At 38.9% G+C, this 15,709-nt stretch carries 10 protein-coding genes; 5 read left to right on the top strand and 5 right to left on the bottom strand.

The features are described 5' to 3' along the window. Window positions 1-112 precede the first annotated feature (112 nt). The 5 genes from JML65_RS06440 to JML65_RS06420 all read left to right on the top strand — a co-directional run bounded on the left by JML65_RS06440 (window position 113) and on the right by JML65_RS06420 (window position 8,950). On the top strand, window positions 113-1,258 hold the full coding sequence (locus JML65_RS06440) for an efflux RND transporter periplasmic adaptor subunit (RefSeq protein ID WP_202270254.1): 1,146 nt from the start codon (window positions 113-115) through the stop codon (window positions 1,256-1,258). Between the two features lie 9 nt (window positions 1,259-1,267). After that, a complete protein-coding gene (locus JML65_RS06435) occupies window positions 1,268-4,408 on the top strand; it encodes an efflux RND transporter permease subunit (RefSeq protein WP_202270253.1) in 3,141 nt (1,046 codons plus the stop codon). Between the two features lie 17 nt (window positions 4,409-4,425). Continuing rightward, the gene (locus JML65_RS06430) at window positions 4,426-5,838 is read left to right on the top strand and encodes an efflux transporter outer membrane subunit (RefSeq protein ID WP_228450282.1); all 1,413 of its coding nucleotides are present in this window, start codon (window positions 4,426-4,428) and stop codon (window positions 5,836-5,838) included. Window positions 5,839-5,897: 59 nt separating this feature from the next. Beyond that, a complete protein-coding gene (locus JML65_RS06425) occupies window positions 5,898-6,452 on the top strand; it encodes a DUF2652 domain-containing protein (protein ID WP_047486658.1) in 555 nt (184 codons plus the stop codon). 326 nt (window positions 6,453-6,778) lie between these two features. Beyond that, window positions 6,779-8,950 carry an outer membrane beta-barrel protein gene (locus JML65_RS06420; RefSeq protein WP_047486654.1) on the top strand — a complete coding sequence of 724 codons (2,172 nt, stop codon included), beginning with the start codon at window positions 6,779-6,781 and terminating at the stop codon, window positions 8,948-8,950. 571 nt (window positions 8,951-9,521) lie between these two features. On the opposite strand, the gene JML65_RS06415 is transcribed toward JML65_RS06420, so the two are convergent. From JML65_RS06415 to JML65_RS06395, 5 genes are all read right to left on the bottom strand, one after another. Then, window positions 9,522-11,786 carry a glycoside hydrolase family 3 C-terminal domain-containing protein gene (locus tag JML65_RS06415; protein WP_202270252.1) on the bottom strand — a complete coding sequence of 755 codons (2,265 nt, stop codon included), beginning with the start codon at window positions 11,784-11,786 and terminating at the stop codon, window positions 9,522-9,524. 190 nt (window positions 11,787-11,976) lie between these two features. Further along, entirely contained in the window at window positions 11,977-12,783 is an 807-nt protein-coding gene (gene metQ, locus JML65_RS06410; protein ID WP_179140087.1) for a methionine ABC transporter substrate-binding lipoprotein MetQ, read from the bottom strand. Window positions 12,784-12,852: 69 nt separating this feature from the next. Beyond that, a complete protein-coding gene (gene metI, locus JML65_RS06405) occupies window positions 12,853-13,509 on the bottom strand; it encodes a methionine ABC transporter permease MetI (RefSeq protein ID WP_115917357.1) in 657 nt (218 codons plus the stop codon). Further along, window positions 13,502-14,530 carry a methionine ABC transporter ATP-binding protein gene (locus JML65_RS06400; RefSeq protein WP_047486640.1) on the bottom strand — a complete coding sequence of 343 codons (1,029 nt, stop codon included), beginning with the start codon at window positions 14,528-14,530 and terminating at the stop codon, window positions 13,502-13,504. Before JML65_RS06400 ends, metI begins: the two co-directional genes overlap by 8 nt. Window positions 14,531-14,548: 18 nt before the next feature. Beyond that, entirely contained in the window at window positions 14,549-15,547 is a 999-nt protein-coding gene (locus JML65_RS06395) for an EamA family transporter (protein WP_202270251.1), read from the bottom strand. Between the last annotated feature and the right edge of the window lie 162 nt (window positions 15,548-15,709).

The following is a 15,709-nucleotide window of genomic DNA, read 5'->3' as shown; positions in this document are numbered from 1 at the left end:
TCATGTTTTTAAAAACTAGGCGTCTTTTTGACAAAACAAGAAGTTTTTTGAATAATCCTATTGAATTTTTTTCGTTCGAATTTTGTGCGGTAAATTTAAAAGGAATATTGTTATGCAAAGATTTTTAATTCAGAAATCAACCATACTTTTCCTCTCGCTTATTGTCTTGGCGGGATGTAGGAAAAACGATCAAAATCAATCTTATCAGCAGAAGGCGCCGGAACTTCCTGTAGAAACAGTGAAGCAGGGAGACGCTTCTGTTTCCAGGGAATACGCAGCATCTGTAGAGGGAATTTCTAATGTTGAAATCAGACCTCAGGTAACGGGATATTTAAGTAAAATTTTTGTGGACGAAGGAGATTTTGTAAGAGCGGGGCAGCCTCTTTTCAAAATTGAAGATCAGGTCTTCAGAGAGCAGCTTAAAAGTGCCCAGGCAGCTTTGATTACTGCTCAGGCAAACCTGTCCACCTCTAAAATTGATCTGGACAGAAAGAAGGAGCTATTCAGAAATAAAATGGTTTCGGAAATTCAGGTAAAAGAGGCGGAAGCATCTTATAATGCTGCAAGAGGAACGGTAAGCCAGACCACATCTTCTATTGAATCTGCAAAGATTAATCTTAATTTTTCTGTGATCAAGGCACCGGTAAGCGGGTTTATCGGAAGGTTCAATTACCGTTTGGGAAGCTTAATGACCCCCGGAAATCAGGATCCTATCACGCTGCTTTCAGATATTCATCAGGTGTACACTTACTTTAGCTTGAGTGAAAATGATTTTAATAATTTTCAGAAACAATATACAGGAAGCAATATTGATGAAGTGATCAAAAATACACCGGCAGTTTCTTTATTGCTTTCGGGCGGTGAGAAATATGCTGAAACAGGAAGAATTGATGCTGTAGAAGGGCAGTTCAATAAAACTACAGGTTCTATTACTTTAAGAGCGAAATTCAACAATCCAAACAATATTTTGAGAAGTGGAAATACTGGAAAAATAGTGCTGGATCAGTTTTACAGCAATGTTGTTTTACTTCCTATTGCTTCTACAAGAACGATTCAGGATAAAGTTTTTGTATTTACCATCAAAGATGGAAAGGCAGCCATGCTGCCCGTTGAGGTCAATGGAAAAGCAGGAGATCATTTCATCGTATCTACCGGGCTTAAGGCTGGCGATCAATACATTGTTTCCGGCTTCGACAGATTACAGCCGGGTACTCCTGTAGTGGCTCAGAAGAAGAATGCTCAACAGAAAAAATCGTAAGAAGAAATCATGTTAAAGAAAATTATAAAAAGACCCGTACTGGCAACGGTAATCTCCGTATTGCTTGTTATTCTGGGGATTGTGGGTATGGTAAGCCTGCCGATCACAAAATTTCCGGACATTGCACCGCCTACCGTAATGGTAACCGCGGCCTATCCGGGAGCCAACGCTGAAACGATTGCCAGGTCCGTAGCTCCACCCCTGGAAAATGCGATTAATGGAGTGGAAAATATGGACTATATTACTTCTACAGCAAGTAATGACGGGACATTAAGTATTACGGTTATTTTTAAATTGGGAACAGATCCCGATCAGGCAGCCATTAATGTTCAGAACAGGGTAGCACAGGTAACCAACCAGCTTCCTGCTGAGGTAATCCAGGCCGGAATTACTACCGTGAAAAGGCAAAACAGTATGATTGCCATGGTTTCCCTGACGAGTAAAGATGGTTCTATGAATGATCTTTTCCTTGAAAACTATGCCAAGATCAATATTGTCCCTGAATTAAAAAGGGTAAAAGGAGTAGGAGATGCTATGGTATACGGAAATAAAGATTATTCAATGCGTATATGGCTGGATCCGAATAAACTGACCTCCTATAATCTTACTCCTGCAGAAGTTTCCCGTGCTATTCAGACCCAAAACCTTGAAGCCGCACCGGGAAGATTGGGAGAGAGAAGTAAAGAGGTAATGGAATATGTACTTCGCTACAAAGGAAAATTCACAGAGCCGGAACAGTATGAAAATATTACGATTAAAGCACTGAACGATGGTTCTGTCTTAAAATTAAAGGATATTGCCAAAGTAGAATTTGGGGCTTACAGCTATACGGTTTCTTCCAATTATAACAAAAAGGCTTCCGTAACGATGGCTATTTTCCAGATGGCAGGTTCCAATGCCAATGAAGTGCAAATTGCTCTTCAGGAAAGAATGAAAGAACTGGAAAAATCTTTCCCTGAAGGAATGGCTTATGAAATTCCCTATGCTACAAAGGAAGCGTTGGATCAGTCTATAGAACAGGTGATTCATACTTTAATTGAGGCGTTTATCCTTGTATTCATTGTGGTGTATATCTTCTTACAGGATTTCCGCTCTACTTTGATTCCGGCCATTGCAGTTCCGGTATCTATTGTGGGAACCTTCTTTTTTATGAAAGTTTTCGGGTTCTCCATCAATATCCTGACCTTATTTGCTTTGGTGCTCGCCATTGGTATTGTAGTGGATGATGCCATTGTAGTCGTAGAAGCTGTCCATGCTAAAATGGAACATAAAAAACTGAATCCGAGGGCGGCAACGATGTCAGCCATGAGCGAGATTACAGGGGCTATTGTATCCATTACCCTAATTATGTCTGCGGTATTCGTTCCGGTAGCCTTTATGAGCGGTTCCACAGGACTGTTTTATCAGCAGTTTGCATTAACCTTAGCTATTGCCATTATTATTTCTGCCGTGAACGCACTGACACTGAGCCCGGCATTATGTGCACTATTCTTAAAACAGCATCACGGTGGTGCTCATGAGAAAATGAATTTTAAAGACCGCTTCTTTGCCGGTTTTAATGCAAGCTTCAATAAACTGACATTCCGTTACGGAAAAGCGGTATTATTCCTGTTGAAAAAGAAATGGATTGCTTTCATCCTGATCTTTGCATTCGGAGGACTGTTTGCATGGATGTCTATGACCACCCCTAAAGGGTTTATTCCGGATGAAGACCAGAGTTTCATTATTGTTACAGCGAATCTTGCTCCGGGAGCATCGAAAGACAGAACATCAAAAGTAGTGTCTGATACAGAAGATCTCCTGATGAAAAATCCGGCCGTAGATAAAGTGATTTCTGTAGACGGGCTGAACTTATTCAGTGGTTCGATGTCTTCTTCTGCAGCTTCTATATTTGTTAAATTAAAAAAAGCAGGACAAAGAGGGGCTGTCAATAATATCAATGACATTATAGGGCAAACCCAGGGAATACTTTCTCAGGATAAAAGAGCAAACTTCCTTGTGATCAATACCCCAACGGTAGATGGTTTTGGAAATACCAGCGGAATGGAGCTTGTGCTTCAGGACCGTACGAATGGCGAACTTCAGAATTTAGGAAACATATCTTACGGAATGATGGGTGCTTTGATGCAGAGACCGGAAGTTGCGGTAGCATTTACAACATTTGATGTTACCTATCCTCAGTTTGAAGTCCTTGTCGACGAAGTGAAATCTGCCCAGCTGGGAGTCAATGTTTCTGATGTATTAGGCGTAATGCAGGGGTATTATGGAAGTATTCAGGCTTCGGATTTCAACAGATTTGGAAAATATTATAGAGTATTGGTACAATCCACTCCTGAGACAAGACAGGATAAAGAATCCCTGAACGGAATCTTCGTTAAAAATAACCTGGGACAAATGGTTCCTGTCAATACATTGGTAAGCTTAAAACAAGTGACAGGAGCTGAAGTGGTAGACCGTTTTAACCTTTTTAACTCATCTAATTTAACTGTAATGGCAGCTCCGGGATACAGTACGGGACAAGCCATGGCAGCTATTGATGAAGTAAGCAAGCAGGTACTTCCTCCGGGATATACATATGATTATAAAGGAATGAGCCGTGAAGAAGCAGGATCCAGCTCACAGTCGGTGATGATTTTCGGATTGTGTATTGTATTTGTTTTCTTCCTTTTATCGGCTCAGTATGAAAGCTATATTCTTCCATTGGCAGTATTGATTGCTATTCCGGTGGGACTATCAGGAGTATTTGTTGGGATTACAATGGCTGACCTGTCTAATAATATTTATGTTCAGATTGCACTGGTGATGCTGATCGGGCTTTTGGCCAAGAACGGTATCCTGATTGTGGAATTTGCTATACAAAGACGTAGAGCGGGCAAAAGCCTCATTGCTTCTGCCGTTGAGGGGGCCAAAGCCCGTTTGCGTCCTATTTTGATGACCTCTTTAGCATTTATTACCGGATTACTTCCGTTGATATTTGTAGTAGGTCCGTCAGCGTTGGGTAACCATTCTATCGGATATGCTGCCATTTCAGGGATGCTTTTCGGAACGATCTTAGGAATTTTTGTAGTTCCTGTTCTTTTCGTGGTATTCCAGGCTTTACATGAGAGAATCAATGGAAGAGTGGTAACGGATGCTGACTGGGAATATTAATTCAAATGATTTTAAAAATGAAAATTAAAAATATAGCCTATATCGCATTCATTTCAGGAACAGCCATATCCTGTAAAGTTCAGAAATATGAGCGCCCTGAATTGAAAATGCCTGAGGCTTTCAGAAGTGACAGTATAGTTGTGGAACAGAACGAGAATATCGCCAAGATCAGCTACAAAGATTTTTTCAAAGATCCTGTTCTGGTAGGATTGATTGACAAAGCGATGGTTCAGAATAATGATCTTCAGCTAGCCTTAAAACAGATTGAGTTTGCTTCGCTGGCTTACAACCAGAGTAAGTGGGCAAATGTTCCTACTGTAAGTGCTGCTGCCAATGCAAATATTAACCGCCCTTCGGATAACAGTATGAACGGGATGATGGCAGGGCAATTCATGGGGAAAAGATATATGGAAGATTATACAGCTTCTATAAATCTTTCCTGGGAAGCGGATATTTGGGGAAAGATCAAAGGAAGAAAAGAGCAGGCACTGGCCGAATATCTTAAAACCCAGGAAGCCGGAAAGGCTGTGAAAACACAGTTGGTGGCAGCAGTAGTGCAGGGATATTATAATGTATTAATGCTGGATACTCAGTTAGAGATCACAAAATCCAACCTGACCTATGCAGAAAATACCCTGAAGTTTTTGACAAAACAGCAGGAACTTGGATTGACCACAGCGCTGGCGGTACAGCAACAGGAAATCGTAAGGGATCAGATCTTAAAATCAATTCCGGCTATTGAAAGTTCCGTTACCACACAGGAAAATGCACTAAGCCTTCTTACGGGTTCAATGCCCGGTAAGATTGAAAGAAGTGCAAGCCTGAATACGGTGCAGTCTCCGGATCATATTGCAGCAGGTATCCCTTCAGAGCTGTTAAGCTACAGACCGGATATCAAAAGTGCTGAACTTGAGGTAAGGAAAAGTGCTGCGGCTATCCATGTGGCTAAAATGAGCATGTATCCTTCATTGAACATTACTGCTCAGGGTGGAGTGAATGCTTTTCAGATCAGCAAATGGTTCAGTGTACCGGGCTCTCTTTTCGGGATGGCTGCCGGAGCTATTGCACAGCCTATTTTGAATGGTAAGCAGCTGAAAACCCAGTATGAGCAGTCGAAGGTGTTGGCAGATCAGGCTGAGATTACCTTTAAACAGTCTGTTTTAAAAGCAGTGGGTGAGGTTTCTGATGCTTTGGTACAAATTAAGAAGCTTGAGGAGCAGCAAAAAATAGCGGAAGGATTGGCTTTAAAATCTAATGAAGCGGTGAAGAAAGCTGATATTTTATTTAAATATAATTCAGCCACTTATGTAGAGGTAATCATTGCACAAACCAATAAGCTTCAGGCTGAGCTGGACCTGGCTTCCCTGAAAGCGCAAAGACTGAATGCAATAACGGCACTCTATCGTTCTGTAGGAGGCGGATGGCAATAAAGTAAAATTGAACCTGCTTCGTCTTTACCGATGAAGCAGGTTTTTAATCCATTATCATTATGAAGAATACAAATATACAAGAGGGAATCATTCTTATTCCGGATTTTAGCGGATTTACAGAATTTGTGTTCAATACCAAACTTTATACAGGAGAATATATTGTAAGACAACTACTTTCTACACTGATCGATGTGAACGGTCGCTATTTTGAAATCTCAGAGATTGAAGGAGATGCCATTTTATTTTACAGATATGACGAAAATCCTTCCTATCAGAATATTTCAAAAATACTCATGAAAATGAGGAATGCCTTCAATAAAAAAATTGAAGAGCTCAGTAGAAGCTTAAGTACTACTATAGCATTGTCCTTGAAGTTTATTGTACACTACGGAACATTTTCGCAATATAATATCGGAAGTTTTAGAAAACTATACGGTAAAACTATTGTAGAAGCTCACCAGCTTCTGAAAAATGGGCTTGCAGAACAACCCTCGTATGCGTTATTCAGCAATTCCTTTTTAGAAAACAGCAACAATCAGGAGACTGATCTTAATAAGGATAAACTTCGCTTACCGGAAGTAGGCGTTATCCAGTATTTTGAAAATATAAACTAGCATATTTTTTAATTTTAATCCTTGTAAATTTGCTATTGCTAGCGGCCCGGGTGAGAGAGACCCGGGCTTTTTTTGTTGATGACAGAACTATTAAATTATTTTTAAGGGAGAAGTAAAATTTGGAATAATATATAATTTCGAATAGTTTGTTGCAGATGTGATGGGTATAAGTTGATTTTATTGTTGTTTTATCTTATTTTTCTGATTTTCTGCCAATTGAAAATAGTGTATGTTACTAAAAACTAAGTATTTATTTCGCCTTTTTCAATATTGGGTGTAACAAATACCTCCCCATAGTGGTCTTATAGAATAAACTATAATTTCAAATGAAAACAATTTTATTTCCAATAGCATTATTAGCGGGTTCTTTGACCCTGGCCCAAACCCAGGTTGTGAAGGATACGGTAAAGCAGAAAGAGATTGAAGCCGTTACGCTGGTAGCCAGAAAGCCGACGGTAGAATCCAAGGTAGACAGAACGGTATTTAATGTTGCAAACAGTGCTATCCTTGCTGGAAATACAACATGGGATGTTCTGAGAATGACTCCTTTGGTGAGTATTGATAATAATGATGATGTAAAAGCTGAGGGACAAATGGTTACGGTATATATCAATGACAGAAAATCTGTTTTTACAGGTAAGGAATTAAAAGAATATCTTAAAACAATTCCTGCCGATAACCTTATGAAAATAGAAGTGATTACCAGCCCTTCATCACGTTATGAAACCTCAGGGTCTGTTGTCAATATTGTTCTTAAAAAAAGAGATGACGAAGGGTTGAAAGGAAGTATATCACTCAACAACAGACAAAGTACCAAAAACTCACAGTACACAAATATCAATTTGAACTACCATAAGAAAAAGTTTACACAAACCCTTATAGGAGGTTATAATAGCGGTAATTATGTGCAGAAAACCCAAACTTGGGATAACCGATACGAGAAGAATAGGCATACCGAATTCAATCTTGAGAACATAATGAGAAATGAAAGTCCTTCTCTTTCTTCTACTTCGGAATTTGAAATCAATGATAAAAATAATTTCGGCCTTGTGATGGAGTATTCACAGAGCAGGAATTTACTTTCAGCAGCATCTGATGGGTTGACTTCACAAGATGGAGATCCCGGTCAATCTTTTCACCAGATTCAAAATAACTGGGGATTCAGACGTAACTTGGGGACTAATGCTTTCTATAAATACTATGATAAAGAGAAAAACAGGATTTTAGATATTAATATTGGAACCAACTATTCCAGTGATAATAACGACAATTTGATTGACAAGCAGATTAATAAGCAGGGTGTGAAAACAGACCAGCAGCTGGGGGTGATCAGTACAAATCAGATGCGTAATTACTATCTGAAAATAGATTATACACAGCCTTTTGGTAAATCAGGCGGTACGATGGAAGTGGGAGGGAAAACTGAATTAAATAACCATGTTATTCCCAATAGCCTCTATGGGTTCAGTATTAATGATCCTTCATCCGATTATTCTAATCTATCAAAAAATGACAGATTTCATTATGAAGATAATCTGAGCTCTTTATATGCCAATTATAGTAAAACCTTTTTCGAAAAACTGGAAACAAGAGTCGGAATACGATATGAATATATTGATTATAAAGTAAGACAGGATGTGGCGGGTACAGAGAGAAGAGATTCTTATGGTACTTTTCTTCCCAATTTGTTGTTGAAATATAGTTTTTCAGACAAATATGATCTGAGTTTTACCTATAACAGAAGTATCTGGAGACCATGGTATTCTGAATTTAATCCTTTTCTGATGCCCGAAATTAATGGTACCTATTCCAGAGGGAACCTTAACCTGAACCCGAATCCTAATGACAGGCTTTATCTGAAGTTTGGAATTCTGAAAAAATACTTTATCTCTGCAAGGTATATGCATACCAATCAGGATTACTGGACGACTTATGTGACAGAAAACGGAAGAACGGTTTCATTACCGGGGAATTTCGATGGAAAGGTTGAAAAATATTACCTTTTTGCCAATACCAATCAGAACTTCCTGAAAAATAAGCTGAACGTAAATGCCGGATTTGGATGGTATTATATCAATAATAAAGATTTTAACGAGAAAAACAAACTGGGAGCTAAAGATTATATCAGTTACTGGGGAGCCTCTGCCAATCTATCATATACCAATCTTTTTAATAAAAACATTAACCTGAGTGCGTGGGTGGAGCTTGCCAATCAGAATAATGGAAATTCATATGCTAATAATACCAATGTTTTCCACAATATTTCTGTCACCAAAATATTTCCAAAAACCCAGATGGAACTAAGCATGCAGCTGATGAACATTTTTAAAAGACCTTACGGTGATAACACCACCTATAGCCAGGACGGAACTTTCAGAGAGTATTCAAAATGGGACTGGTACGGAGTTTCCCTGACGTTTGTAAAGCGTTTTGGAAACCAGAAAGTAAAAGAAAATACCAAAACCGATGTAGAGAAAAACGCTGGCGGAGGAAAGTAATATACTATTTGTTAGATCAATACAAAAGCAGGTTCTATCGGGAACCTGCTTTTGTATTTCCTGCAGGAGACCTTCTCAACAGCTTATTTATAACTTGATTTAACTGAGGTGTCTAAAAAATATTTTGTGACTTTTGGATACGTAAAAATAATATTAATGGACGGAAAAGAGATCATATTCGAATGGTGGTAAAAAACTGATATGGGTTAACCACCCCGTCAAAAATTCTTTGAATTTTCGGCACCCCTCCGGAGGAGAATAATAGTTTGCTTTTTTAACTCTTAGGTTGAGAATTGAAAGGTTGTAATATATTATTGGGTACAATGAAAAAGAAAATCAGAGATTTTCAAACAACTTATATGAACTTCTCTGTGGCTTATTGATAACTAAGTATTAGTAAGGTGTTTTCCACACCTTTTGTGGTTTGTATGTTCTCTCATAGTTTAGAGTTACCCCGGTCTTTTGAGATTTGCAGAAACAAATAAAAAGCAGGTTCCGATTGGAACCTGCTTTAATTAATTCTACAAAATTAATTTCAGAAGTTAACTATTCAATACTAACTTCCATATTTCTATTTTAAAGTAAACTTTACCTTTGTTTTAATAGCATCTGAAGAGTTTCCGATCAGTGCTTCGAAATCTCCAGGTTCGGCTACCCAGTCGTGTTTACCGGCGTCAAAATAACTTAATGCAGTTTTGTCGATGGTGAAGGTTACTTCTTTTTGTTCTCCGGGATTTAAATATACTTTTTCAAAACCTTTCAGTTCTTTTGCAGGACGGGGAACAGATGATTTTAAATCACTGATGTAAAGCTGGGCTACTTCAGCACCGGCTTTCTTTCCTGTATTTTTAACACTAACTGTAAAAGTAATGGTGTCATCCTGTGAGATGACCGTTTTATCCGCTTTTGCTTTTCCAAACTCAAAAGTAGTATAGCTTAATCCATGTCCGAAACTGAATAGAGGCTTGATATTTTTGGTGTCATGCCAACGGTATCCAACGAAAATTCCTTCGTTGTAGGTAATATTGATCGGGTTCTTCTGGTCTTTTCCTTTTCCTGCTGCAAATTCTTCTTTTTGTCCCGGATATTCTCCAAGTTGATGAGCTGAATTATCTTCCAGTTTTACAGGGAAAGTAAAAGGAAGTTTTCCGGAAGGATTAGAATCCCCCGCCAGAACGGAAGCAATAGAATTTCCTGCTTCGGAACCCAGATACCATGCCTGTACAACACTTGGAACTTCCTTAATCCATGGCATGGCCACAGCATTTCCGGATACCAGTACCACGGCAAGATTTTTATTGGCTTTTGCCAGTGCAGAGATGACATGATCCTGGTTGTAAGGTAATCCATAGCTTTTTCTGTCATTTCCTTCACTGTCCTGGAAGTCTGCTTTATTGAGTCCGCCTACAAAGATGACGTAATCTGATTGTTTTGCCAGTGCTACAGCTTCATTCAATAATTCGGCTTCAGAGCGGCTGTCTTTTAAGTCCTGTCCGGATTTTACACCGTTGTACTCTCCACCGATATCTCCTACATAACCTCTTGCATATTGAACGTCAGCCTGTTTTCCAAATCTGGATTTGATTCCGTCCAGAGGAAGGGCTTCGTATTTTACCTTTAATGATGATGAGCCACCACCTACAGTCATAATCTTAATAGCATTTTCACCAATCACAGCAATTTTTTTAGCTTTATTAAGATCGATGGGAAGAACATTCCCCTGGTTCTTTAATAAAACAATTCCTTCCTCACCAATTTCCTTGGCTACAGCTTTATGCTCTTCGGAAGCAATATTTCCAAAAGGCTTGTTCCTGTTCATGGTGGTCTGATAAGCAAGACGAAGCAGCCTGGTCACTTTATCATCAAGTTCAGTAGTTCCCACTTTTCCCGATTTAATCAAATCAAGATAAGGCTTTGCCAAAAAGTAGTTGTCATAAGCATTTTTAGTTCCGGCAGAAAGTCCATTGGTCCATGTCCCGAATTCAAGATCCAACCCGTTATGGATGGCTTGTTCCGTATTATTCACAGCTCCCCAGTCGGACACCACCACTCCTTTATATTTCCATTCTTTTTTCAGGATGTCATTCAGAAGATATTGATTCTGGCTGGCATACTGACCTTTATACATATCATAAGCCCCCATAATGGTCCAGGAATCTCCTTCGGTTACTGCCGCTTTGAATGGAGGAAGGTAGATTTCATAAAGCGTTCTGTCATCTACGTTCACGTTACTGGTATGACGGAACATCTCCTGGTTATTAAGGGCAAAATGCTTTACAGAAGTGGCCACCCCATTAGATTGTACTCCCTTAATATAAGGAACTACCATTTTTGAGGTCAGGTAAGGATCTTCTCCCATATATTCAAAATTTCTTCCGTTCAGGGGAGTTCTGTAAATATTTACTCCAGGTCCTAAAAGGATATCTTTTTTCCTGTAGCGAGCTTCTTCTCCTAAAGCCTTACCATAGTTCCATGACATTTTTTTATTCCATGTAGCAGATAAAGCCGTCAGGGCAGGGTAGGCGATGATAGAGTCATTGGTCCATCCTGCCTGATCCCATTCGTCCCACATGACCTCAGGACGTACCCCGTGAGGCCCGTCAGTAGTCCAGAATTCAGGAATTCCCAATCTGGGAACACCCGGTGAGCTGAATTTCGACTGGGCATGCAGCATAGCCACTTTTTCTTCCAGTGTCATTCTGGAAAGAGCATCCTGGATACGTTGTTCTACAGGTTTGGATTCGTCTAAATAAACCGGTAGAGTATTATTTGTCTGAGCCATATAAGAAACAGAAATAAGGGTGAATAAACTTACAATGGCGGTTTTCTTTAACATAATGCCTTTTTATTTGATTGTAAGCAAAAATAGCTAAAATTTTTATTATCTCAAATTGAGAAAATGAAAAATAATCTGTAAAAAAACTGTCTACATAATTGTTTGACAGTTTTGTTATCTGTTTAAAGCTGAAAATAAAAAGCGGGATAAAGATAATTCACTTTTGGCTTTCAGATTCTCAAATTCAAGATTACCATCCTTTCACGGCTCCTCCTTTGAAAATTTCTTTGGCTTTCTTCTCTACTTCATCAGATTCATAGGCTTTAACGAAATTTTTTACCTTCTGACTGTTTTTGTTGTCCTGTCTGGCAACCACTACATTGACGTATGGAGAATCTTTATCTTCTTTGAGGATACCCTGTTTTTCAGAATCCAAACCAGCCTGAGCTGCAAAATTATTATTGATAATACCCACCACCACATCTCTGTCATCCAAAACTCTTGGAATCTGTGCGCCTTCAATCTCCATAATTTTCAGCTGTTTTGGATTTTCTGTAATATCGGTCACTTTTGGAAGCAGTCCGACACCTTCTTTTAATTTTAATAAGCCGTTTTTCTGTAACAGAAGCAGTGAACGTCCTCCATTGGTAGGATCATTAGGAATGACCACGGTATTTCCATTCTGCAGCTGACTTATATTTTGAATTTTTTTTGAATATGCTATAATAGGGAAGACAAATGTATTTCCTACCACAGCCAGATTATATCCTCTCTGTTTGGATTGTTCGGTAAGATAGGGAACATGCTGGAAAGCGTTGGCATCAATATCCCCGGTGGTCAAAGCTTCATTGGGAACCACATAATCATTAAAGGGGATCAATTCCACTTCAAGGTTGTATTTTTCTTTCGCTACTTTTTTCGCTACTTCAGCAATTTCCTGCTCCGGGCCATAGGTAATTCCCACACGGATAAAATTAGGATCATCTTTCCTTCCGGAACATGCCGTGAATAATAATACGCCGGCAGCAAATAAACTTAAAATCTTTATTTTTTTCATTGTCATTCTTTTAAATAAGAAAAAAGGAATCGTAAAAGGACCACTTCTGCTCCTTTACTCACACACTTTCTATCTGTGATCAAAGCTTTTTGACAGCCGATCTCCTGCAAACTGTATAATAAATACCAACAGAACAAGTAAAACCAATACCGTATTCATGATTACTATATCATAACCAATATACCCGTATTGATAGCCAACCTGTCCCAATCCGCCGGCACCTACCGCACCGCCCATCGCAGAATAACCTACCAGAGTAATCAAGGTGATGGTGGCATTATTGATAAGTGAAGGAAGGGCTTCAGGAAGTAATACTTTTCTGATAATCTGAAAAGGGGAAGCTCCCAACGCTCTGGCTGTTTCTATCAAACCATGAGGAACTTCAATAAGGCTGTTTTCCACTAATCTTGCAATAAACGGAGCAGCTCCTATACTTAAAGGAACCAATGCTGCGTTAACTCCAATGGACGTTCCTGCTAAGATTCTTGTAAAAGGAATCATCCATACAATTAATATAATAAAAGGAATGGCACGGAAAATATTCACCAAAATGGAGAGTGCTCTGTGATAAACCATATTTTCCAACAGCTGACCTTTTCTTGTTAAAAACAGTAAAATCCCAACCGGAAGCCCCAAAACGAATCCAAAAAATCCGGATACGAATGTCATATAAATTGTTTCCCAGGCTCCTTTTGCTAAAAGAGCAATTACCGTATCACTAAGCATATCCTTTTACTGTATTTTGAATTTTGTTTTGATTGAAATAATAGATGGCCTGTTGATTTTCGTCTTCTTTTCCCTGAAGTTGAAGCAGCAGTTTTCCAAAGTTGGAGTTTCCAAGATATTCTACATCAGCCTTCAAAAGTTTATAGGGAATTTTATATTGAGTATATAATGTTGAAAGAAGTTCCTCAACACTTATATTTTCGTTGAGTTCTATTTCGACCAGCGGAAATAAACCATCCTGTGGTTCTTTCTGAAGTCTGTTATTGAGTTCCTGTGGCAGGGTCATGTTATCTGAATTTATAAATTGTCGGATTACCGGATTTTCCCGATCCGAAATAATCTCACTTAATGTTCCTTTTGCTAATAATTTTCCTTTGTCTATCACGGCAACGTGGTTGCAGACTGCTTTGATAACCTCCATTTCGTGAGTGATAAGGAGGATGGTAATTCCTAGTCTTTGATTGATATCTCTTAACAGCTGTAATATAGACTGCGTAGTGGCAGGATCAAGAGCACTGGTGGCTTCATCACAGAGTAAAAGATGAGGGTCATTGGCTAATGCCCTGGCAATGGCAACTCTCTGTTTCTGACCTCCGGAAAGGCTTCGCGGATAATCATGGGCCTTATCCTCAAGGCCTACAATTTTCAGAAGCTCATTTACCTTTCTATTAATCTGATCTTTATTTGCATGATCCAGCTCCAAAGGAAGAGCTATATTATCAAAAACAGTTCTCGAAGAAAGAAGATTGAAGTGCTGGAAGATCATCCCAATTTTTTTACGCTCTTCAGCCAGTTGCTTTGAGCTTAGTTGAGTGAAATCCTTTCCGTTAATAATAATCTGCCCTTCGTCCGGTCTTTCCAACAGATTTACCGTACGGATCAGGGTGCTTTTTCCGGCCCCTGAAAATCCGATAATTCCTACGATATCTCCTTTCTCTATAGTGAGGCTCACACGATCCAGCGCCTTGAAAGATTGCTTTTTCTGATGGAATGTTTTTGATATATTTCTGATTTCTATCATTCTGATGTCTTATACTATTTAAATAGGCTGGTATCGTCTGCCTGTTTTATTAAAAAATCGTTTCACTCTTCTTAACTTCACTTTTGACCGTTTTGAAAGTTTAAAATATTTGGTGACATTTGTCAACAATACTCCCAGCAATATGATGGATAAACCATACAGCTGACCTCCATTGATGCTCTGATTGGCAACAATCCAGCCTGCAATAACCGTTACAATAGGGTTAATGTAGGTATGGGTGCTTACCAAAGCGGCGGGTTTTACGGACAATAGCCAAATGTACGACAAATAAGCGACTATAGATCCAAAGAAGATCAAAAACAGAACACCCAGCCATGCTGATAATGGGATGGCGGAAACTGAAAAACCGGTCCATTCTTTACGTAAAAATGCAATAAGAAAAGAGGCTAATCCAGCTACTATAAGCTGTTGAGCAATATTCATAAAAGTAGATTGTGAAGCCGGGTTTTTCTTTGAATATAAAGAACCCAATACCCAGGCTATAGAACTTAATCCTAACACAATAAAAGCGGTAATGCGGAGATGACCGTCAGTGGCTGCATGTGCTGCCGTTGAATTGACACTTCCTTTTAAAAATAATACCAATCCTACAAAACCAATCACCAATCCTATCGGAATAAACTTATCTGAAAAATAATATTTCCAGTTCTTTCTGTCAATGGCAATAAACCAAAAAGGTCCGGTTGCAATAGAAATGGCCGCTTCCGGTGCCGTTACATACTGCTCTCCCCAAGCCACAAGACCTGTTCCTCCGGTAAGAATTAAAATACCGGTAATTGCATTTTTTTTCCAGTTGATTAGTGTATTGGCCTTTTCTCCTTTGGACAGGAGATATCCTATCATCAGAATTCCTGCAACCAGAAATCTTAATCCCGAAAGAATGAACGGAGGAAAACCTTTCAAACCAAATGATATGGCTAAAAATGTAATCCCCCATATTACATAGATGTTGGTAAATGCCAATGGGACCAGCCATTTGTTTTTAGAAGTGCTCATTGTTATTTTTTAATGTTGTTTGTTGTTAATAAAAAAGGCTCTACAATGTTGTAGAGCCTTTAAAAAATATGTTATATAAAAGTAAGGTCATCCACAGTATTCTTGATGTATAGGCATACAGATACACATCATCATGTTTTTGATGGTATGTTTCTTTATTGA

This window comes from Chryseobacterium sp. KMC2, from assembly GCF_016756935.1.
GTDB lineage: Bacteria > Bacteroidota > Bacteroidia > Flavobacteriales > Weeksellaceae > Chryseobacterium > Chryseobacterium rhizosphaerae.
The sequence above is the reverse complement of the archived record's forward strand: the minus strand, read 5'-3'. Positions and strand labels throughout refer to the sequence as shown.

What these genes read in the sequence shown, in the direction of transcription:
- metI (WP_115917357.1), bottom strand. Translation starts at nt 13,509, where the DNA reads ATGCTTAGTGATACGGTAATTGCTCTTTTAGCAAAAGGAGCCTGGGAA.
- JML65_RS06425 (WP_047486658.1), top strand. Translation starts at nt 5,898, where the DNA reads ATGAAGAATACAAATATACAAGAGGGAATCATTCTTATTCCGGATTTT.
- JML65_RS06400 (WP_047486640.1), bottom strand. Translation starts at nt 14,530, where the DNA reads ATGATAGAAATCAGAAATATATCAAAAACATTCCATCAGAAAAAGCAA.
- JML65_RS06435 (WP_202270253.1), top strand. Translation starts at nt 1,268, where the DNA reads ATGTTAAAGAAAATTATAAAAAGACCCGTACTGGCAACGGTAATCTCC.
- JML65_RS06415 (WP_202270252.1), bottom strand. Translation starts at nt 11,786, where the DNA reads ATGTTAAAGAAAACCGCCATTGTAAGTTTATTCACCCTTATTTCTGTT.
- metQ (WP_179140087.1), bottom strand. Translation starts at nt 12,783, where the DNA reads ATGAAAAAAATAAAGATTTTAAGTTTATTTGCTGCCGGCGTATTATTA.
- JML65_RS06440 (WP_202270254.1), top strand. Translation starts at nt 113, where the DNA reads ATGCAAAGATTTTTAATTCAGAAATCAACCATACTTTTCCTCTCGCTT.
- JML65_RS06395 (WP_202270251.1), bottom strand. Translation starts at nt 15,547, where the DNA reads ATGAGCACTTCTAAAAACAAATGGCTGGTCCCATTGGCATTTACCAAC.
- JML65_RS06420 (WP_047486654.1), top strand. Translation starts at nt 6,779, where the DNA reads ATGAAAACAATTTTATTTCCAATAGCATTATTAGCGGGTTCTTTGACC.
- JML65_RS06430 (WP_228450282.1), top strand. Translation starts at nt 4,426, where the DNA reads ATGAAAATTAAAAATATAGCCTATATCGCATTCATTTCAGGAACAGCC.